The organism is Burkholderia sp. AU16741, assembly GCF_002223345.1.
Taxonomy (GTDB): domain Bacteria; phylum Pseudomonadota; class Gammaproteobacteria; order Burkholderiales; family Burkholderiaceae; genus Burkholderia; species Burkholderia sola.
The window spans coordinates 242,846-260,224 of sequence record NZ_NKEZ01000009.1; the positions used below are offsets into that span (position 1 = coordinate 242,846).

Annotated in this window: 19 protein-coding genes; 8 read left to right on the forward strand and 11 right to left on the reverse strand. The window is 67.6% G+C overall.

All coding sequences use genetic code 11. The annotated features are described in order from the left end of the window. Positions 1-11: 11 nt before the first annotated feature. Positions 12-1,199: a glycosyltransferase gene (locus CFB89_RS28340; protein ID WP_089470827.1), complete on the reverse strand. Its 1,188-nt coding sequence runs from the start codon at positions 1,197-1,199 to the stop codon at positions 12-14. Positions 1,200-1,602: 403 nt separating this feature from the next. Between CFB89_RS28340 and ispH the strand changes: the two genes are divergently transcribed. Beyond that, positions 1,603-2,544 carry a 4-hydroxy-3-methylbut-2-enyl diphosphate reductase gene (ispH, locus tag CFB89_RS28350; RefSeq protein ID WP_089470829.1) on the forward strand — a complete coding sequence of 314 codons (942 nt, stop codon included), beginning with the start codon at positions 1,603-1,605 and terminating at the stop codon, positions 2,542-2,544. A gap of 12 nt (positions 2,545-2,556) precedes the next feature. After that, entirely contained in the window at positions 2,557-3,717 is a 1,161-nt protein-coding gene (gene hpnH, locus CFB89_RS28355; protein WP_012339213.1) for an adenosyl-hopene transferase HpnH, read from the forward strand. A 163-nt stretch (positions 3,718-3,880) separates the two neighbouring features. Here hpnH and CFB89_RS28360 read toward each other — a convergent pair whose 3' ends face one another. From CFB89_RS28360 to CFB89_RS28375, 3 genes are all read right to left on the reverse strand, one after another. Further along, on the reverse strand, positions 3,881-4,141 hold the full coding sequence (locus tag CFB89_RS28360) for a hypothetical protein (protein WP_089470830.1): 261 nt from the start codon (positions 4,139-4,141) through the stop codon (positions 3,881-3,883). Between the two features lie 169 nt (positions 4,142-4,310). Continuing rightward, positions 4,311-4,790, reverse strand: a complete 480-nt coding sequence (locus CFB89_RS28365) for a hypothetical protein (protein WP_089470831.1) — start codon at positions 4,788-4,790, stop codon at positions 4,311-4,313. Positions 4,791-5,013: 223 nt separating this feature from the next. After that, positions 5,014-5,391, reverse strand: a complete 378-nt coding sequence (locus tag CFB89_RS28375; protein WP_089470833.1) for a hypothetical protein — start codon at positions 5,389-5,391, stop codon at positions 5,014-5,016. A 489-nt stretch (positions 5,392-5,880) separates the two neighbouring features. Here CFB89_RS28375 and CFB89_RS28380 point away from each other — a divergent pair, with 489 nt between their 5' ends. From CFB89_RS28380 to CFB89_RS28390, 3 genes are all read left to right on the forward strand, one after another. Continuing rightward, a complete protein-coding gene (locus CFB89_RS28380; RefSeq protein WP_089470834.1) occupies positions 5,881-6,234 on the forward strand; it encodes a DOPA 4,5-dioxygenase family protein in 354 nt (117 codons plus the stop codon). A gap of 118 nt (positions 6,235-6,352) precedes the next feature. Continuing rightward, positions 6,353-6,799, forward strand: coding sequence for a nuclear transport factor 2 family protein (locus CFB89_RS28385; RefSeq protein ID WP_089470835.1), 447 nt, complete (start codon positions 6,353-6,355; stop codon positions 6,797-6,799). After that, entirely contained in the window at positions 6,796-8,202 is a 1,407-nt protein-coding gene (locus CFB89_RS28390; RefSeq protein WP_089470836.1) for an MFS transporter, read from the forward strand. The genes CFB89_RS28385 and CFB89_RS28390 overlap by 4 nt, the downstream gene beginning before the upstream one ends. Before the next feature lie 58 nt (positions 8,203-8,260). Here the strand turns inward: CFB89_RS28390 and CFB89_RS28395 are convergent, their stop codons facing one another. The 4 genes from CFB89_RS28395 to CFB89_RS35540 all read right to left on the reverse strand — a co-directional run bounded on the left by CFB89_RS28395 (position 8,261) and on the right by CFB89_RS35540 (position 11,802). Then, positions 8,261-8,881, reverse strand: coding sequence for a hemolysin III family protein (locus CFB89_RS28395; RefSeq protein WP_089470837.1), 621 nt, complete (start codon positions 8,879-8,881; stop codon positions 8,261-8,263). Positions 8,882-9,107: 226 nt separating this feature from the next. Further along, entirely contained in the window at positions 9,108-9,314 is a 207-nt protein-coding gene (locus tag CFB89_RS28400) for a YbdD/YjiX family protein (protein ID WP_060174036.1), read from the reverse strand. A 12-nt stretch (positions 9,315-9,326) separates the two neighbouring features. Beyond that, positions 9,327-11,405, reverse strand: coding sequence for a carbon starvation CstA family protein (locus CFB89_RS28405; protein WP_089470838.1), 2,079 nt, complete (start codon positions 11,403-11,405; stop codon positions 9,327-9,329). A gap of 172 nt (positions 11,406-11,577) precedes the next feature. Next, positions 11,578-11,802: a hypothetical protein gene (locus CFB89_RS35540; RefSeq protein ID WP_256979785.1), complete on the reverse strand. Its 225-nt coding sequence runs from the start codon at positions 11,800-11,802 to the stop codon at positions 11,578-11,580. On the opposite strand from CFB89_RS35540, the gene dapF reads away from it, so the two are divergent. Next, positions 11,695-12,483, forward strand: a complete 789-nt coding sequence (gene dapF, locus CFB89_RS28410; protein ID WP_256979784.1) for a diaminopimelate epimerase — start codon at positions 11,695-11,697, stop codon at positions 12,481-12,483. The two genes, CFB89_RS35540 and dapF, sit on opposite strands and share 108 nt — an antisense overlap. A gap of 97 nt (positions 12,484-12,580) precedes the next feature. Here the strand turns inward: dapF and CFB89_RS28415 are convergent, their stop codons facing one another. Then, positions 12,581-13,009, reverse strand: a complete 429-nt coding sequence (locus CFB89_RS28415) for a PRC-barrel domain-containing protein (RefSeq protein WP_089470840.1) — start codon at positions 13,007-13,009, stop codon at positions 12,581-12,583. 374 nt (positions 13,010-13,383) lie between these two features. Next, positions 13,384-14,514, reverse strand: a complete 1,131-nt coding sequence (locus tag CFB89_RS28420) for a 3-deoxy-7-phosphoheptulonate synthase (RefSeq protein ID WP_089470841.1) — start codon at positions 14,512-14,514, stop codon at positions 13,384-13,386. A 283-nt stretch (positions 14,515-14,797) separates the two neighbouring features. Here CFB89_RS28420 and CFB89_RS28425 point away from each other — a divergent pair, with 283 nt between their 5' ends. Continuing rightward, positions 14,798-15,352, forward strand: a complete 555-nt coding sequence (locus tag CFB89_RS28425) for a hypothetical protein (protein WP_089470842.1) — start codon at positions 14,798-14,800, stop codon at positions 15,350-15,352. 114 nt (positions 15,353-15,466) lie between these two features. On the opposite strand, the gene CFB89_RS28430 is transcribed toward CFB89_RS28425, so the two are convergent. Beyond that, positions 15,467-16,177, reverse strand: coding sequence for a YceH family protein (locus tag CFB89_RS28430; protein WP_089470843.1), 711 nt, complete (start codon positions 16,175-16,177; stop codon positions 15,467-15,469). A gap of 407 nt (positions 16,178-16,584) precedes the next feature. Between CFB89_RS28430 and CFB89_RS28435 the strand changes: the two genes are divergently transcribed. Beyond that, positions 16,585-17,346, forward strand: coding sequence for an SDR family oxidoreductase (locus tag CFB89_RS28435; RefSeq protein WP_089470844.1), 762 nt, complete (start codon positions 16,585-16,587; stop codon positions 17,344-17,346). Positions 17,347-17,379: the final 33 nt, after the last annotated feature.

Genomic DNA, 17,379 nt, shown 5'->3' on the forward strand with positions numbered 1-17,379 from the left:
GCCGGCGTGTGTCAACGCTCCACCGGCGCCTGCACGCGCGCCTTCCACTGGCCACCCTTGCCGCGCCAGTAACGCCACGCGGACGCAAACGTCGCGCCCACATAGAACAGCGCGACGAGTGGCAGCGCCGGCGCCCACAGCGGCGAGCGCCGGTAGTAGCGCAGCATCGGCGCATACGCGGCGCACATCGACGCCCACGCGAGCCACGCCGGCCATGCGCGCGCGCCGTAAGCGAGCGCGACGACGGGCGGCACCAGATAGATGATCGTCATCCCGAGCAGCGTGCCGGCCAGCAGCAGCGGCGAATAGTGCAGCTGCGTGAACGCGGTGCGCGCGATCATGTTCCAGATGTCGCGCCAGCTGTCGTACGGGCGCAGCGACACGCTGCGATCGGCGAGATCGAGCCGGATCGGATGGCGGCCGCTGCCGCGATGCTTGATCTGCGCGGCGAGGCTGCAGTCGTCGATCAGCGCGCCGCGAATCGACTCGATGCCGCCCGCTTCCTCGAGCGCCGTGCGCTTCACGAGCATGCAGCCGCCGGCGGCGCCGGCCGTCCGGTTGCGCGGGTTGTTGATCCACGAGAACGGGTACAGCTTCGCGAAGAAGAACACGAACGCCGGGATCAGCGCCTTCTCCCAGAACGAATCGCAGCGCAGCCGCACCATCAGCGACACGAGATCGCGCTGCTCGGCCTGCGCGCGCGTGACGAGCTGCGCGACGGCGTCGGGCGGATGGCCGATGTCGGCATCCGTCAGCAGCAGGTAGTCGGCCGGCAGGCCGAGCGTCTGCACGGCCGCGATCCCCTGCGACTGCGCCCACACCTTGCCCGACCAGCCGGCCGGCAGCGGCTTCGCGGTCAGCACCGTCAGCCGGTCGGCGCGGTTGATCGCGAGCGCGGCCGCGCGGGCCGCGTCGGCGGTGCCGTCGTCGCTGTGGTCGTCGACGATGATGAGGTGGAAGCCGCCCGGATAGTCCTGCTCGAGCAGCGAAGTCGCCGCGCGGGCGATCACGTCGGCTTCGTTGCGCGCCGGCACGACCGCCACGACGGCCGGCCAGCCGGCGTCGGCCGCCGCGCCGCGGGCGTCGGGCGGCAGCGGCCGCGCCGGTTGCGCGCGCCAGAAGCCGCCGCGCGCGACGAGCAGCACGATCCAGATCACCAGCGACAGGCCGGACACCAGGAAAGCGATCGCGAGCATCATCGGCCTGCCTCCCGCCGCGCGCCTGCCGGTTCGGCTTCAAAAAGGGTCTGGAACAACACACCCGAAGCCGCATGGGCGGACGGGCAATACGCGTGAGAATCGACGGTCATCGAATGGCCTTGAAATGAGCGCGATGGCGGGCAGCCGGAGCGGTCGCCCGCGAAACCGCGCAGTTTACCGGGTTCCGCGCGCGCCAGCGCCGACGCGGCTCTCCCGCAATTGCAACGGTGCCGACACGGCACCGAAGCAAGGACGGCCCGATAGGGTTAAAATGCGCGATTAATTCGGGGTTCCGGGGCCTGGCCGGCCGGTTCGTTCCTGCCTTCATAACATCAAGCCGGGGCGAGCAAGCGCGTGCCAAGCGCCTCGAACCCCGGCGTCTGTCGTCGGAGTTCGCTCACTTATGCGAGTCATCCTTGCCCAGCCCCGCGGCTTCTGTGCGGGGGTTGTCCGTGCGATCGAGATCGTCGATCGCGCGCTGCAACAGCACGGTGCGCCGGTCTATGTGCGTCATGAGATCGTGCACAACCGGCATGTCGTCGAAAACCTGCGTAATAAAGGGGCACGATTCGTTGAGGAACTCGACGAGGTGCCGCACGGCGCTGTCGCGATCTTCAGCGCGCACGGTGTCGCCCAGACGGTCGAGCGCGATGCTGAAACGCGCGGGCTCGACGTGCTCGACGCGACCTGCCCGCTCGTCACGAAAGTACACGTGCAGGGCCGTCAGTACGTCGCGGCGGGCCGCCGGCTGATCCTGATCGGCCACGCGGGCCACCCGGAAGTCGAGGGCACGATCGGCCAGATTCCGGCCGAGGTGATCCTCGTGCAGAGCGAAGCGGAAGTCGATACGCTGACGCTGCCCGTCGACACGCCGGTCGCGTACATCACGCAGACCACGCTGTCGGTCGACGACACGCGCGGCATCATCGAAGCGCTGCAGCGCCGGTTCACCGACCTCGTCGGCCCGGACACGCGCGACATCTGCTATGCCACGCAGAATCGCCAGGCCGCCGTGCGCGAGTTGAGCGAACAGGTTGACGTGCTGCTCGTCGTCGGTGCGACGAACAGTTCGAACTCGAACCGCCTGCGCGAGATCGGCACCGAAAGCGGTGTGCCGAGCTATCTCGTCGCCGACGGCTCGGAAGTGAAGGCCGAATGGTTCGCGGGCGCGCAGACGGTCGGCCTGACCGCCGGCGCGTCGGCGCCCGAAGAAATGGTCGAGGATGTAATCGGCGCGCTGCGCGCGCTGGGGCCCGTCGATGTCGCGACGATGGCGGGCCGTGAAGAAAAAGTCGAATTCAAGTTGCCGGCGAAGCTCACGCAAGCTGTCGCCCGCGAAGTTTAAGGAGGACATCCCTTGTCTATTCCGCTGCTCCAGCAAGTCCGTGTCGGCGCCTACATCGTGCGCCAGCACCTGTCCGGCAACAAACGCTATCCGCTCGCGCTGATGCTCGAGCCGCTGTTCCGCTGCAACCTCGCGTGCAACGGCTGCGGCAAGATCGATTATCCGGATCCGATCCTGAACCAGCGCCTGTCCGTCGAGGAATGCCTGCAGGCCGTCGACGAGTGCGGCGCCCCCGTCGTGTCGATCGCCGGCGGCGAGCCGCTGCTCCACAAGGAGATGCCGGAAATCGTCAAGGGCATCATGAAGCGCAAGAAGTTCGTGTACCTGTGCACGAACGCGCTCCTGATGGAAAAGAAGATGGACGACTACCAGCCGAGCCCGTATTTCGTCTGGTCGGTCCACCTCGACGGCGACAAGGAAGCGCACGATCACTCGGTGTCGCAGGAAGGCGTGTACGACAAGGCCGTCGCGGCGATCAAGGAAGCGAAGCGCCGCGGCTTCCGCGTGAACATCAACTGCACGCTGTTCAACGACGCGGTGCCGGAACGCGTCGCGAAGTTCTTCGACACGCTGGGCCCGATCGGCGTCGACGGTATCACCGTGTCGCCGGGCTACGCATACGAGCGCGCGCCGGATCAGCAGCACTTCCTGAACCGCGACAAGACGAAGAACCTGTTCCGCGAAATCCTGAAGCGCGGCGAAGGCGGCAAGCGCTGGTCGTTCAGCCAGTCGTCGCTGTTCCTCGACTTCCTGGCCGGCAACCAGACGTACAAGTGCACGCCGTGGGGCAACCCGGCGCGTACGGTGTTCGGCTGGCAGAAGCCGTGCTATCTGGTCGGCGAAGGTTACGTGAAGACCTTCAAGGAACTGATGGAAACGACGGAGTGGGACAACTACGGCGTCGGCAACTACGAGAAGTGCGCGGACTGCATGGTCCACTGCGGCTTCGAGGCCACGGCCGTGATGGACACGATCTCGAACCCGCTGAAGGCGCTGCGCGTGAGCCGCAAGGGCATCAAGACCGACGGCCCGTTCGCACCGGACATCTCGATCGCGAAGCAGCGTCCGGCCGAGTACGTGTTCTCGCGCCACGTCGAGATCAAGCTCGAGGAAATCCAGCGCGCCGGCAAGGGCAAGCTGCAGAAGCCGGCGAAGTCGGCAACGGCCGCTTAAGCAGCGCGGTTCGCCGTGCGGAGGTTCACGCCTTCGTAGCGGCCCGGTATCGAAGAAGCGCCACGGAGTTCGCTCCGCGGCGCTTTTTGTTTTTGACGGACGCCGTGTGATGCATTGCGTTTGCGCGCTTGCATGCCCGCGGGCGGGGGCGAACGTCCGTTGCCTAGCTTCGCGACTCCGCCGCGGCGATCAGTTGCCACGCGGTCGGCCCCGGATCGAGCAGCGGATCGGACGGCGGATCGAGATCGTGCGGATGTGCGTCCTCGGACGGCAACGCCTGCCATTTCGCAATGCCGATTTCGTCGCCGCATACGGTGCATCGATAAATGCCCGCTACCGTCACCTTGCTGCCCGGCGGCAAGTTCTCGCTGAATGCGCGGCCACTCCCACACGTGAAGTAGCCGCCGCTCCTGTATAGCGCCATCGCTCCTCCTGACCGAAACGAATGCGTTCGCGCCGATACGCACGATCGCCGCAAACGCGAGGATGGATCCTCGTCGCCCGGGCACGCCGGGTTCCAGTCATGTCATTAGACGGCGCGCGGCCGCGCGATGGAATGAGACGCATACGAAACACGGCCCACGGCCGGTCATTCAATGCAGAACGGCCGGCGCCCGCATCTTTGCCGCGGCCTGCGCGACGATCCCCGGCTGTTCGGCGGAAGCGAACGTGCAGACGTGACGCCACAGCTCGGCCAGCCGATGCCGCGTGAGCGTCGCCACGCACGCGTCGTTCGCGGCGAGCACGCGTTCGAGCACTGCGCATTCGTCGTCGCGCAGCGTCCACGCACCGCTTTGCGCGGCGCGCGCGACACTCGCGTCCAGCACGCGCTCGGCGTCGACGCACAGGTCGATGGTCGCGTCGGGAGAGACCGCATCGTCGAGCGCGAGGAACACCAGATACACGCTCGTGCGCAGCCGCATCAGCAGCGTTTCGCTACCGTGCTCGCCGCGCAGCGCGACCAGCGCCATGTGGCATTTCAGCGAGATGTCGCGGGCATGCGCGGGCGGCAGCGGCAGCAGCCATTCGCGCGTCAACGGCGGATGGCGACGGCCTTTCCGGGCAGCCTTCATGATTCGCCCTCGCTCGCGGGCGCGTCGTCCGCCGCCGCCCCCGGCCACGCGCTGCGGCACGCAGCGACGCAGCGGCCCGCGTCGCGCAGGGTGTTCGGCCGGCGTCGCATGCCGTGCACGTCGGCGCGCCGCGATGCCGCGCACGCTTCCGGCAGCCTGCGTATCGTCGATGCACGCCACACGCCGAGCGATCGGTTCGGGCACGCCATGTTCGTCTCCTGCATCAAAACGTGTTCTCGCCCTTCAGGTAGTACGCGGTTTTCACGAAGAACGCCTTCACCGGATGGCCGCTCTGCACGTCGCGGGCGGCCCGTGCTTCCATCGCGGCCTTTTCGTCGCGCCACCGGTCGGGCACCGGGTCGTACACGCGCTCGAGCGCACGCTGCATCGCGAGCGGATAGTTCTGGTTGCCGGCCGTCGTCGCGCGATAGCCGGCACGCGTCATCTGCATCAGCTGGACATCGGTTTCGGCACGCGCCGCCGACCAGGTCAACGGCGCGGCATGCGCGGTGTCGCCGGCGCCGATCGACTGCGCGAAGCCGACGGCCGGTAGCGCAGCGAGTGCGCAGGAAAGAACGGCAACGGGAACGAGGGATCGCATAATGGCCTCCAGATGGTTGTCCCCGCATCGATCCATCATCGATGCGTTGAAATCATCGTATGTCGGACCGCATGCCGCTTGAATAGCCGAATCCGCAATTGTTATTTTCAGTCGCGCATTCGGCGTGCGACTTGCGTCATTCGCGCATCCCTTCGAAATGGAATTTCTTTATTTCATTCAACGATCTGACCGGACTTTTACCGACGCTCCGGTGAAGCGCTCACCCCGCTCTTTCAATTTAGGAAATGACGTGTTGCCGGCGCGATTCCGGCCGGCGCGCCTGCGCACAAGGCTTCCGGCGTGTTATCGCGCACGCGGATACCATCGAGGCGATTTCGTCGGATCAGCCGATTCTTCTGATGCAGGACAAATCACTCGCATCGTCCTGCCGGATTGAGACACGACGCAATCTGCAAGGACGCGCGATAATCATGCATCGGCCGTTTCGCACGGCATCTCAAGCATTTTCATTTTTAATCGAGCCTCTCCATGGTCGCCCTCGACATTACCGCCATCGACAGCTGGCACGCGCACGTCTATTTCGATGCGACGAGCCGGGACGCGGCCTGGGCGTTTCGCCAGGTCGTCGACGCGCGGTTCGGCGCGGTCATCGAACTCGGCCGCTTTCACGAACGCCTCGTCGGCCCGCATCCGGCGTGGTCGTACCAGATCGCGTTCGATGCCGCGCGATTCGACGACATCGTGCCGTGGCTCGTGCTGAACCACGGCGCGCTCGATATCTTCCTGCATCCGAATACGCATGACGAACTGCGCGACCACCGCGATTGCGCGGTGTGGATCGGCAAGTCGTATGCGCTGAATCTCGACGCGCTGGGCGGCTGAGGGCCGACACCCGAGCGCCCGCGGCGCGGCGACGCATCCACGTTTCGGGTCGACGTGAAACGTCTCGCGGCGGGACGCCCCTACAGTGGTTTCCGTGATCGACTTCCGGAAACCCGCCATGACACCCGCAGATACCGACGCCAGCGCCGACGCCCGGCGTATCCATGAGGCGTGGCACGCCGCCGTCGTCGCCCGCGACTTCGACGCGCTGATGTCGCTGTATGCCGACGACGCGGTGTTCGAAACGCCGCTCGTCGTCGCCACGCTGCCCGAACACGGTTCGGGCGTGCTGCACGGCAAGGCCGCGATCGGCGCGTTCTTCGCGGCCGGCCTGCGCAATCCGGACAACAAGCTCGGGCGCTGGTACCGGACCGGGCTGTTCTTCTCGAACGGCCGCCAGCTCGTCTGGGAATACCCGCGCGCCACGCCGGACGGCGATCAGGTCGATCTCGTCGAGGTGATGGACCTGCGCGACGGGTTGATCGCGCATCATCGCGTGTACTGGGGATGGGTCGGGTTCAATGCGTTGCGGGCCGCCGCCTCGCCGACGCCTGAACGCGCATGACGGCCGCCGCACCGGATCGGGCCGCCGCGCGCCGCGTGCTCGCCGCGACCTGCGTGAGCTATACGCTCGTGTTGCTCGATGCGTCGATCGTCAACGTCGCACTCACCGACATCGCGCACACGTTCGGCAGCCGCGTGGCCGGCCTGCAGTGGATAGTGAACGCTTACACGCTCGCATTCGCGAGCCTGCTGCTGACGGGCGGCACGCTTGGCGACCGGCTCGGCGACCGCACCGTCTATGTGGCGGGGCTGGCCATCTTCGTCGTCGCGTCGGCCCTGTGCGGCGTCGCGCCGACGCTGCCGGCGCTCGCGGTCGCCCGCGCATTGCAGGGCGTCGGCAGCGCGATGCTGGTGCCCTGCTCGCTCGCGCTGATCAATCGCGCGTTCCCCGAGCCGGCCGCGCGCGCGTCGGCGATCAGCATATGGATGGGGTGCGGCGGCATCGCGATGGCGTCGGGTCCGCTGATCGGCGGCTTGCTGATCGATCTGTTCGGCTGGCGCAGCCTCTTCTTCGTGAACCTGCCGTTCGGGCTCGCCGGCATCTGGCTCGGCCGCACGGTCGCGCGCGCCGCCGTCGATCGGTCGCGGCAATTCGACTGGGGCGGCCAGGCGGCGGCCATCGTCGCGATCGCGGCGCTGATCGGCACGCTGATCGAAGGGCCGACGCTCGGCTGGCGCTCGGGGCCGATCGTCGGCGGCGCAGTGGCGAGCGTCGTCGCGTGGATCGCGTTCATCGCGATCGAGGTGCGGCGCCGCGAACCGATGCTGCCGCTCGCGTTCTTCCGCAACCGGTTGTTCGCGGGTTCGACGTGCGTGTCGATGGCATCGGCGTTCGTGTTCTACGGCTTGCTGTTCGTGCTCAGCCTGTTCTATCGGCAGATTCGCGGCGCGGGCCCGCTCGATACGGGGCTCGCGTTCCTGCCGATGACCGCGATGGTCGCGCTCGGCGGCCTCGCGTCGGGACGGATCGTTGCACGCTTCGGCGCGCGCGGGCCGATGTGCATGGCGTTCGGGCTCTATGCGGCGGGCGCGCTCGGGATGACGGCCATCGGCGCGACGACGCCCGCGTGGCTCGCCGTCGCGCCGATGCTCGCGATCGGCTTCGCATCGGGCTTCATCTCGCCGGCCGCGACGTCCCCAGCGCTCGGGACGGTCGACCGGCACCGCGCCGGCGTGGCGGCGGCCGTGCTGAACGCGGCACGGCAAAGCGGATCGGCGCTCGGCGTGGCGATCTTCGGTGCGTGCATCGCGACGCTGCAGCCGTTTCCGGTGGCGATGCGCGTCGTGCTGGCGTTGGCAGCCGGGTTGTCGGCGCTCGCGGCGGCGACGTGGTGGCTCACGGTGCAGGCGGCGTCGACAACCGCCGAAACGACCGCGCATCCGCGCGCCGCCGCGCGCCGGTAGCGCCTCCGGGGCCGGCACGCCGCTCCCGTATGGTTACCGGCTCAACGCGCCATGCCGCTCACGCGACGTACATCGCGACACTGACGAACTGGCACAGGCTGCCGGCCAGCACGAACAGGTGCCAGATACCGTGCCCGTGACGGATGCGTTCGTCGTTGATGAAGAAGTAGATCCCCGCGCTGTAGATCACGCCGCCGGCCACGAGCCACGCGGTGCCGACCGGCGGCAGCGCATGGATCAGCGGCCGCACGGCGACGAGCGCGAGCCAGCCCATCAGCACGTACAGGATCATCGACAACAGGCGCGTGCGGCGCCCGAGCGTCAGCTCCTGCACGATGCCGAACACGGCGAGCCCCCAGCTCACGCCGAACAGCGACCAGCCCCAGGGGCCGCGCAGCGTGACCAGCGTGAACGGCGTATAGCTGCCGGCGATCAGCAGGTAGATCGCCGCATGGTCGCATTTCTGCAGGATCGCCTTCAGGCGCGGGTCGCGCACGCTGTGATACGCCGTCGAGATCGCGTAGAGCAGAATCAGCATCGCACCGTACACGCTGAAGCTCACCACCTTGTACGGATCGCCTTCGAGTGCGCCCATCGTCACGAGCGCGACGAGGCCGGCCACCGACAGCACCGCGCCGACGAGATGGGAAATGCTGTTGAAACGCTCACCGACATGCACGACGTGTTCTCCTGCGGTCCATCGGGAAAGAAACAGGGAAAGAAAGCCCTCATGATACCGGCGGCCGGATGCCGCCGTGCTGCGCGCGGGCAAACGGCCTGCAAGCGCCGTGCGATGCGCGCCGCGGCCCGCCCAAAGAAAAAAGCGCCGCGACAGCCATCGCGGCGCTTCCGTTTCGATACCGGGCCGACTCGTCAGGCCGTTGCATCCGTTGCAACGGCCCGGTTCAGCAACACTTCCCCGCTCCCGACCCATACCGCGCATTCTGACGCTCGCGGAAGAATTCCTCGTACGTCATCGGCTCGCGGTCTGGATGGGTTTCGCGTATGTGCGCGACGTAGGTATCGTAGTCGGGCAGGCCGACCATCAGCCGCAACGCCTGCCCAAGGTAACGTCCCGCGCTGCGCAGGTCGCTGCCGAGATCGCTGAACATCGCGGCCTCCCGTCAACGTCCGCTGCCGAGCGCCTGCGAAGCCGGCATCGCTTCGTACGGCGTCTCGCGCACGGTGGGCTTCGATTCGCGGCGCGCGCGCAGCACGGCGATCACGCCGTACACCGCGATCGCGACGACGACGAAGATGAACAACCCGGCCAGCGCCGCATCGATGTAGTCGTTGAAGATGATCCGTTTCATCTGCGCGATCGACTTCGCCGGCGCGAGCACCTTGCCTTCGTCCACCGCGGCCTGCAGCTTCGCGGCGTGCGCGAGGAAGCTGACCTTCGGGTTCGCGTCGAAAATCTTCTGCCAGCCGGCCGTCAGCGTGCAGATCAGCAGCCACGCGGTCGGCACGATCGTCACCCATGCGTAGCGCTCGCGCTTCATCTTGAACAGCACGACGGTGCCGAGCACCAGCGCGATCGCGGCGAGCATCTGGTTCGAGATGCCGAACAGCGGCCACAGCGTGTTGATGCCGCCGAGCGGATCGACCACACCCTGGTACAGGAAGTAGCCCCACGCGGCCACGCACAGCGCGGTGGCGACGAGGTTCGCGGGCAGCGACTCGGTGCGCTTGAGCGCCGGGTGGAACGTGCCGAGCAGATCCTGCAGCATGAAGCGGCCGGCACGCGTGCCCGCGTCGACGGCCGTCAGGATGAACAGCGCTTCGAACAGGATCGCGAAGTGATACCAGAACGCCATCATCGCTTCGCCGCCGATCACCTGGTGCAGGATGTGCGCCATGCCGACGGCCAGCGTCGGCGCGCCGCCCGCACGCGCGATGATCGTCGTCTCGCCGACGGCCTTCGCGGTTTGCGTGAGCATGTCGGGCGTCAGCACGAAGCCCCATTGCGTGACGGTGTTCGCGACCGCTTCCGGCGTCGAGCCGAGCACCGCGGCCGGCGCGTTCATCGCGAAGTAGATGCCCGGTTCGATCACGCACGCGGCGACCAGCGCCATGATCGCGACGAACGATTCCATCAGCATCGCGCCGTAACCGATGAAGCGCGCGTTGGTTTCGTTGTCGATCAGCTTCGGCGTCGTGCCCGACGAGATCAGCGCGTGGAAGCCCGACACCGCGCCGCACGCGATCGTGATGAACAGGAACGGGAACAGGTTGCCCGCCCACACCGGGCCCGTGCCGTCGACGAACTTCGTCAGCGCGGGCATCTTCAGTTCCGGTGCGACGACCAGGATGCCGATCGCGAGGCCGAGGATCGTGCCGATCTTCAGGAACGTCGACAGGTAGTCGCGCGGCGCGAGCAAGAGCCACACCGGCAGCACCGACGCGACGAAGCCGTAGCCGATCAGGATCCACGTGAGCTGCGTGCCGCTGAAGGTGAACCACGCGGCGACGGCCGGCGAGGCAGCCACGTTCTGGCCGAACGCGATCGCCGCCATCAGCCCGAAGAAGCCGATGATCGACACTTCGCCGATGCGGCCCGGGCGGATGTAGCGCGTATAGACGCCCATGAACAGCGCGATCGGAATCGTCGCGGCGACGGTGAACGTGCCCCACGGCGAATTGGTCAGCGCCTTCACGACGATCAGCGCGAGCACCGCGAGGATGATCACCATGATCAGGAACGCGCCGAACAGCGCGATCACGCCGGGCACCGTGCCGAGCTCCATCTTGACGAGGTCGCCGAGCGAACGGCCGTCGCGACGCGTCGAGATGAACAGCACGATGAAGTCCTGCACCGCGCCAGCGAACACGACGCCGGCCAGGATCCACAGCATGCCGGGCGTATAGCCCATCTGCGCGGCGAGCACGGGGCCGACGAGCGGCCCGGCGCCGGCGATCGCGGCGAAGTGATGGCCGAACAGCACGTACTTGTTGGTCGGCACGTAGTCGAGGCCGTCGTTGTACTTGACCGCCGGTGTCATCCGCAGCCCGTCGAGCTGCATGACCTTGCTGGCGATGAAACGGCTGTAGAAGCGATACGCGATCAGATACACGCAGACTGCGGCGATCACGATCCAGAGGGCACTGACGCGTTCGCCGTGCGCGAGTGCGATCGTGCCGAAGGCGAACGCGCCGAGCAGCGCAACCGCGATCCATAGCAGGGTACTGGAAGCCCGATTCATGGCGTCTCCTGGTCTCCAATGTGTTTTTGAGTGGATGCGGCGAGGCGCCGAACCCGCGTGACGTCGATGCGTCGTGCCGCGGCCTCGCAGAGACCGCGGCGATGGGCCGTAGTATTCCGCGCGACGGGGGACGCTTACAAGCGGATAACTACGTATGACGGGCTACGTAGAATTACGTAGCCGCTGGCGCCTGCCCGCCGTCAGGCCGCGATTGCCCGCGATCGGCGGGCCGCGTACAGTATTTGCCTGCCTCCATTCCGGAACCGCCATGCCGATCGCATTTCAGAAGATGCACGCGAATGGCGATGACTTCGTCATCGTCGATCTGCGCGGTCAGGGACACGATCCAGCGCAGCGCATCGATCGCGACCTCGTGCGGCGCATGGGCGACCGTCATCGCGGCATCGGCTTCAACCAGCTCGCGATCGTGTCGGACTGTGACGACGCAGCCGCGCGCGTCGCGTTCTGGAACCCCGACGGCTCGGCGCTCGATACCTGCGGCAGCGCGACGCGCGGCATCGCGTGGAAACTGATGCGGGAAACCGGCGCGGCGTCGGTCGTGCTGCGCACGAATCGCGGGCGCCTCCACTGTGCGCAGGATGCGGACGGGCTGATCCAGGTCGAAATGGGCGTGCCGCGGCTCGGCTGGCAGGACGTGCCGGTCTCGGAAGCCGTCGACACGCTCGCGCTGCCGCTGCCCGGCGCGCCGGCCGCATGCAGCATGGGCAATCCGCACTGCACGTTCTTCGTCGACGCTCTCCGCGCGATCGACGTGGCGGCGCTTGGCCCGGCCATCGAAACGCATCCGCTGTTTCCGCTGAAAACCAACGTGCATTTCGTTCAGGTCATCGATCGCACGCACATTCGGCTGCGCATCTGGGAACGCGGCGGCGGCGTGCCGCTCGGCTCCGGCTCGTGTTCGTGCGGCGCGGTGGTCAACGGCATCCGGCGCGGGCTGCTCGACGACACCGTGCGGGTGACATGCGATGGCGGCGACGTCACCGTTCGATGGGACGGCGCCGGCAGCGTGTTCCTGAGCGGGCCCGTGACGTTCGGGTTCAGCGGCGTGTGGCTGTGACGACCGACGACGCGGACGCGCTGATCGCAAACGAAAACGCAAACAAAAACGCGGCGCCCGCCGCATCGCGCAACGGGCGCCGCGCCGACACCGCGGATCAGTGCTTTTCGTCGACCTTCTTCGGCTTCGGCGGCGACGGCACCTTCGCGTACTGGAACGCCGGCGTGGCCTTCAGCGCTTCCTTGGTCGCGCCCGGCAGGTAGATGTTGCCGTTGCGCACGTCGAGCGACGCGATCGGCACCGCGACGTCATGCGCGGCCACGCCGAGGAAGCCGCCTGCCGACACGATCGCGGCCGACACCGAGCCGTCCGGTGCGACGATCAGGTCGCGCACCTTGCCGACTTTCTGGTTCTCGTCGTTGTACACGGTCTTGCCGAGCACGCTCTTCTTCACGCTCCAGCCTTCGAGCAGCGCCTGCGATTGCTCGACGGTCACGCTGATCGGCTGGGTGCCCGCGATCTGCGCGTGCGCGCTGACGCTCGAGGCGAGGACGGCTGCTGCGAGGAGGGTCTTGTAGAACTTCATGTGTCATGCACTCCGGTTCGGTTGTTGTGGATTCCGGGAGCGAAGCGGGCGCAACGGCTGATCGGTGGATGCCCCGCTTCGTCGGTCGCGTGATGGCCGGCCGCGCCGCCACGGCGTGTGTGCGTGGCCGGACTGCAGCGAGCAACACGTCCTTCATGGTAGCGGGATTCGCCGGGTCGTGCGTTCAGCGTGCAACGTGGCAGGCGGGGCGAGCCGGATCGGGATCAAGGATCGTGCGGACAGACGGGGGCGCACGGCGCGGAACAAGGGCGCCGCGGCCGGTCGATCAGGGCAATCTCGCGGGCGAGCGCCCGATCCTCGCGGCGCATCGAACACGTCGAACGACGCGCCGGGCGTCGCGCAGCCCCACGGCATCACGCATTCCGCGAATACACCCGACGATGCCGCACCGCTTCCGCCAGCACGTCGAGCACCGGCTCCGTCTGCGACCAGCTCAGGCACGCATCGGTAATCGACACGCCGTATTGCAGCGGCACGCCCGGTTTCAGGTCCTGCCTGCCTGCTTCGAGATGGCTCTCCACCATCACGCCGACGATCCGGTGCTCGCCCTGCCCCAACTGCCGCGCGAGATCCCGTGCGACCTCGATCTGCCGCTCGTGCGACTTGTTCGAGTTCGCATGCGAGCAGTCGACCATCACCTGCTCGCGCAACCCGGCCTTGCGCAGCACCGCGCAGCTCGCTTCGACGTGCTCGGCATCGTAGTTCGGCCCATTCTTGCCGCCGCGCAGGATCACGTGCGCGTCGTCGTTGCCGCGCGTCTCGAAGATCGCGGCCATCCCCATCTTCGTCATCCCCATGAACGCATGGCTCGCGGCCGCGGCGACGATCGCGTCCGACGCGACCTGCACGCCGCCGTCGGTGCCGTTCTTGAAGCCGATCGGGCAGCTCAGCCCCGACGCGAGCTGACGATGGCTCTGGCTCTCGGTCGTGCGCGCGCCGATCGCGCCCCACGCGATCAGGTCGGCGATGTACTGCGGGCTCAGCAGGTCGAGGAATTCGGTCGACGCCGGCAGGCCGAGCGCGTTGATGTCGAGCAGCAGTTGCCGCGCGGCACGCAGCCCTTCGTTGATGCGGAAGCTGCCGTCGAGGCGCGGATCGTTGATGTACCCCTTCCAGCCGACCGTCGTGCGCGGCTTCTCGAAATACACGCGCATCGTGATCAGCAGGTCGTCCTTCAGCGCATCGGCGGCGGCCTTCAGGCGGCGTGCATAGTCGAGCGCCTGGTCGTGATCGTGGATCGAACACGGGCCGACGACGAGCAGCAGCCGGTCGTCGCGGCCGTGCAGGATGTCGCCGATCGCGCGGCGCGTATCCTCGACGAGCGTCTGCGTCGCGGGCGGCACCGGCAGCTCGTCGAGCAGCAGCGCGGGCGAAATCAGCGGACGCACGGCGCCGATGCGGACGTCGTCGATGCGCGTGGTGTCCTGCGTCGCGTCGGCGCTGCCTACCTCGCGATCGTGGGACGGATTGTCGAGGTTCTGCATGGTGATTCTCCGGGGGACGTCTGTCTGGAATGATGGGCAGGCTCGATTATGGCACCCGCGCGGGACGATAGCGGGTGGCGGCGGGAGTCGATCGGCATCGACGCGACGCTCGCGAAGCGACGGCGATCGGGGGCCGCCGGCCATTCGGCCGAGTGGTCGCGTGTCGCCGCGGTGCCGTACGATCGTGGTTGTCCGCTGCCGACGCGGCCCCTCGCTCGATGCAGGCGACGGCATGCGCCGCTTGCCTGCGATCGATCGTTCACCCCTTGCCCGACACGCCACGATGACCGTATCCGACTTGCTCAGCGCCATCCGCCAACCCTACGTCGACCTGCTCGCGCAAGCGGCCGCGCAACCGGCGGCCGTCGTCGAACCGGCCTACCGGAAAGCCGACGGCACGCTCGCCACCGAAGGCCCGCTCGCGCTGCCGTGCCGTGCCGACACCGTGCACACCGAGGGCGAATCGGCCGGCCAGCCGGCGATGATCGATTCGACCACGCAACTGGATTTCGAGCCGTTCGAGTTCGAGCTCGAAACGGTAGCCGTATCGATCCATCCGTTCGTGTGGGACTGGGCGACGATCGAAGCCGACGGGCTCGACGAAGCCGCGGCCACCGATGTGTTCAAGACCTGGTTCTTCGCGTGGTTCGACGCCGACGACGAAAGCATGCCGGCCGAAGACGGCCTGCACGGCATCGTTCACTATCTGTCGGAACCGGCGAACACGGAGCACGGATGGCGCGTCAACGCGGATCTCGGCTCGGCGCCGTGCGCGGCCGTCGAGGATCTGCTGTTCCGGCTCGTCGATGCGGGCGCCACGCGGATCAGTGTTGGTTGACAGGCATCTTCATCGTTCACGCACCGCCATGAAAACCATTCTGTTATCGCCCGTGATGCGCCCGTTGATCCGGAGCGCGTGCGTGCCGATCGCGCTGCATGCATCAAGAAGCGATCAGCCCGCGTCGCCCGGCGCGTCGACGTCGATGCCCAGTTCGCTCGCCATCCGCTGAACCAGCGCATTGAGTCGCGCCACTTCGTCCGCGAGACGCTTCTGCTCGGCCTTCAGCGCTTCGAATTCGGAAGGCGACACCGAATCCGCGCCACCGCCTGCCTCCGTGCTCGCGAAGTCGGCCATGTTCACTTCGCCGCACATCAGGTGCATCCAGCGGTTCTCGCGCGCGCCCGGTGCACGCGGCAGCCGGACGACGAGCGGCTGCGCACGCGCCGCGAGTTCGTCGAGGAACGCCTCGACCGACGAGATATCCGCGAAGCCGTGCAGGCGCGCGCTGTTCAGGCGCAGCTCGGCGGCCGTCTGCGAGCCGCGCAGCAACAGGATCGTCAGCAGCGCGATGGCCTGGCTCGGGATGCCGAGCACGCGATTCATGTTGTGCTCGAAACGCGGCACGCGGCTGCTGCTGCCCTCCATCACGAGGCTCAGGTGCTTCAGCCCGTCGAGCGCGGTCGTGACTTCGTCCTCGCTGACGTTCATCACCGGCGCGCGCGCGGTTTTCTGGTTGCAGCCGGCGGTCAGCGCATTCAGCGACAGCGGATAGGTGTCCGGCACCGTATGCTGCTTCTCGACGAGCACGCCGAGAATGCGGGCCTCGAGGGGCGTGAGTTCGCGAAGGGCGCGGGGCGTGGGCGTATCCGGCGTGGTGTTCATGAGTGGCGTCGAAACGTGCGGCAGGTGAAGGGAAACGATCGCGGCCCGCGCGGCTTCGCGCACGGGCGAGCCATATGATAGCTCGCGACGCGCGGCCCGGCGCCGCTCGCCGCGCCGGCGCGCACACTCGCCTGAGCAGGCTTTCGTCCGACGCAGCGGCGCGCCGAGCGCACGTGCTGCAACGCGACGATGCGCGAGCCGCAGCGCCGCAGATTCATCCGTCACGCACGTCCCGGCGTTTGCGCGATGCTCACGCGGGCGCTACGATAAGCGTTCATCCCGAAATCAACGGTGCCGCGCGCGATCGTCTTCGCAGGTCGATACCACGCATCGCCCGCCCTGAACGCGCTGCCGCGTGCGTGCGCGCCGCTCGTCAAACCCGCTCATCCCCTCACCGGTTCACCACCATGACTGCATCTTCTCCCGCACACGTGCGCGCCATCGTCACCGGACACACCCGCGGCGTCGGCGCGGCGCTCGCCGAACAATTGCTGCAGGAAGGCATCGCCGTGCTCGGCGTGTCGCGCAGCCGTCATCCGTCGCTCGCGTCGCAGGCCGGCGAGCGCTTCGCCGAAATCGAACTCGACCTGTCGGATTCCACGGCCGTCGCGGCCTGGCTGGCCGGCGACACACTGCGCCGCTTCGTCGACGGTGCGTCGCTCGTGCTGCTGTTCAACAATGCGGGCATCGTCGATCCGATCGGGCCGCTCGCCGTGCAGGATCCGGCGATCGTCGCCCGCGCGGTCGGCCTGAACGTCGCCGCGCCGCTGATGCTGTCGGCCGCGCTCGCGCAAGCGGCATCGGCCACGACCGAATGCCGGATCCTGCACGTGTCGAGCGGCGCGGCGCGCAACGCGTATGCGGGCTGGAGCGTCTACTGCGCGACCAAGGCCGCGCTCGATCACCATGCGCGCGCGGTCGCGCTCGACGCGAACGGCGCGCTGCGGATCTGCAGCGTCGCGCCCGGCGTGGTCGACACCGGCATGCAGGCGACGATCCGCTCGACCAGCGAAGACAACTTCCCGATGCGCGAGAAGTTCGACGAGTTGAAGTCGAGCGGTGCGCTCGCGACGCCCGCGGCGGCGGCACGGCAACTGATCGGCCATGCGCTGAGCGACGCGTTCGGTAACGAGCCGACGGCCGACGTTCGCGAACTGCCCGCCGCCTGATCCGGGATAGAATTTCGCGGTTGCCCTTCCCGA

What these genes read in the sequence shown, in the direction of transcription:
- CFB89_RS28340 (WP_089470827.1), bottom strand. Translation starts at nt 1,199, where the DNA reads ATGATGCTCGCGATCGCTTTCCTGGTGTCCGGCCTGTCGCTGGTGATC.
- ispH (WP_089470829.1), top strand. Translation starts at nt 1,603, where the DNA reads ATGCGAGTCATCCTTGCCCAGCCCCGCGGCTTCTGTGCGGGGGTTGTC.
- CFB89_RS28360 (WP_089470830.1), bottom strand. Translation starts at nt 4,141, where the DNA reads ATGGCGCTATACAGGAGCGGCGGCTACTTCACGTGTGGGAGTGGCCGC.
- CFB89_RS28365 (WP_089470831.1), bottom strand. Translation starts at nt 4,790, where the DNA reads ATGAAGGCTGCCCGGAAAGGCCGTCGCCATCCGCCGTTGACGCGCGAA.
- CFB89_RS28375 (WP_089470833.1), bottom strand. Translation starts at nt 5,391, where the DNA reads ATGCGATCCCTCGTTCCCGTTGCCGTTCTTTCCTGCGCACTCGCTGCG.
- CFB89_RS28380 (WP_089470834.1), top strand. Translation starts at nt 5,881, where the DNA reads ATGGTCGCCCTCGACATTACCGCCATCGACAGCTGGCACGCGCACGTC.
- CFB89_RS28385 (WP_089470835.1), top strand. Translation starts at nt 6,353, where the DNA reads ATGACACCCGCAGATACCGACGCCAGCGCCGACGCCCGGCGTATCCAT.
- CFB89_RS28390 (WP_089470836.1), top strand. Translation starts at nt 6,796, where the DNA reads ATGACGGCCGCCGCACCGGATCGGGCCGCCGCGCGCCGCGTGCTCGCC.
- CFB89_RS28400 (WP_060174036.1), bottom strand. Translation starts at nt 9,314, where the DNA reads ATGTTCAGCGATCTCGGCAGCGACCTGCGCAGCGCGGGACGTTACCTT.
- CFB89_RS28405 (WP_089470838.1), bottom strand. Translation starts at nt 11,405, where the DNA reads ATGAATCGGGCTTCCAGTACCCTGCTATGGATCGCGGTTGCGCTGCTC.
- dapF (WP_256979784.1), top strand. Translation starts at nt 11,695, where the DNA reads ATGCACGCGAATGGCGATGACTTCGTCATCGTCGATCTGCGCGGTCAG.
- CFB89_RS35540 (WP_256979785.1), bottom strand. Translation starts at nt 11,802, where the DNA reads ATGACGGTCGCCCATGCGCCGCACGAGGTCGCGATCGATGCGCTGCGC.
- CFB89_RS28415 (WP_089470840.1), bottom strand. Translation starts at nt 13,009, where the DNA reads ATGAAGTTCTACAAGACCCTCCTCGCAGCAGCCGTCCTCGCCTCGAGC.
- CFB89_RS28420 (WP_089470841.1), bottom strand. Translation starts at nt 14,514, where the DNA reads ATGCAGAACCTCGACAATCCGTCCCACGATCGCGAGGTAGGCAGCGCC.
- CFB89_RS28425 (WP_089470842.1), top strand. Translation starts at nt 14,798, where the DNA reads ATGACCGTATCCGACTTGCTCAGCGCCATCCGCCAACCCTACGTCGAC.
- CFB89_RS28430 (WP_089470843.1), bottom strand. Translation starts at nt 16,177, where the DNA reads ATGAACACCACGCCGGATACGCCCACGCCCCGCGCCCTTCGCGAACTC.
- CFB89_RS28435 (WP_089470844.1), top strand. Translation starts at nt 16,585, where the DNA reads ATGACTGCATCTTCTCCCGCACACGTGCGCGCCATCGTCACCGGACAC.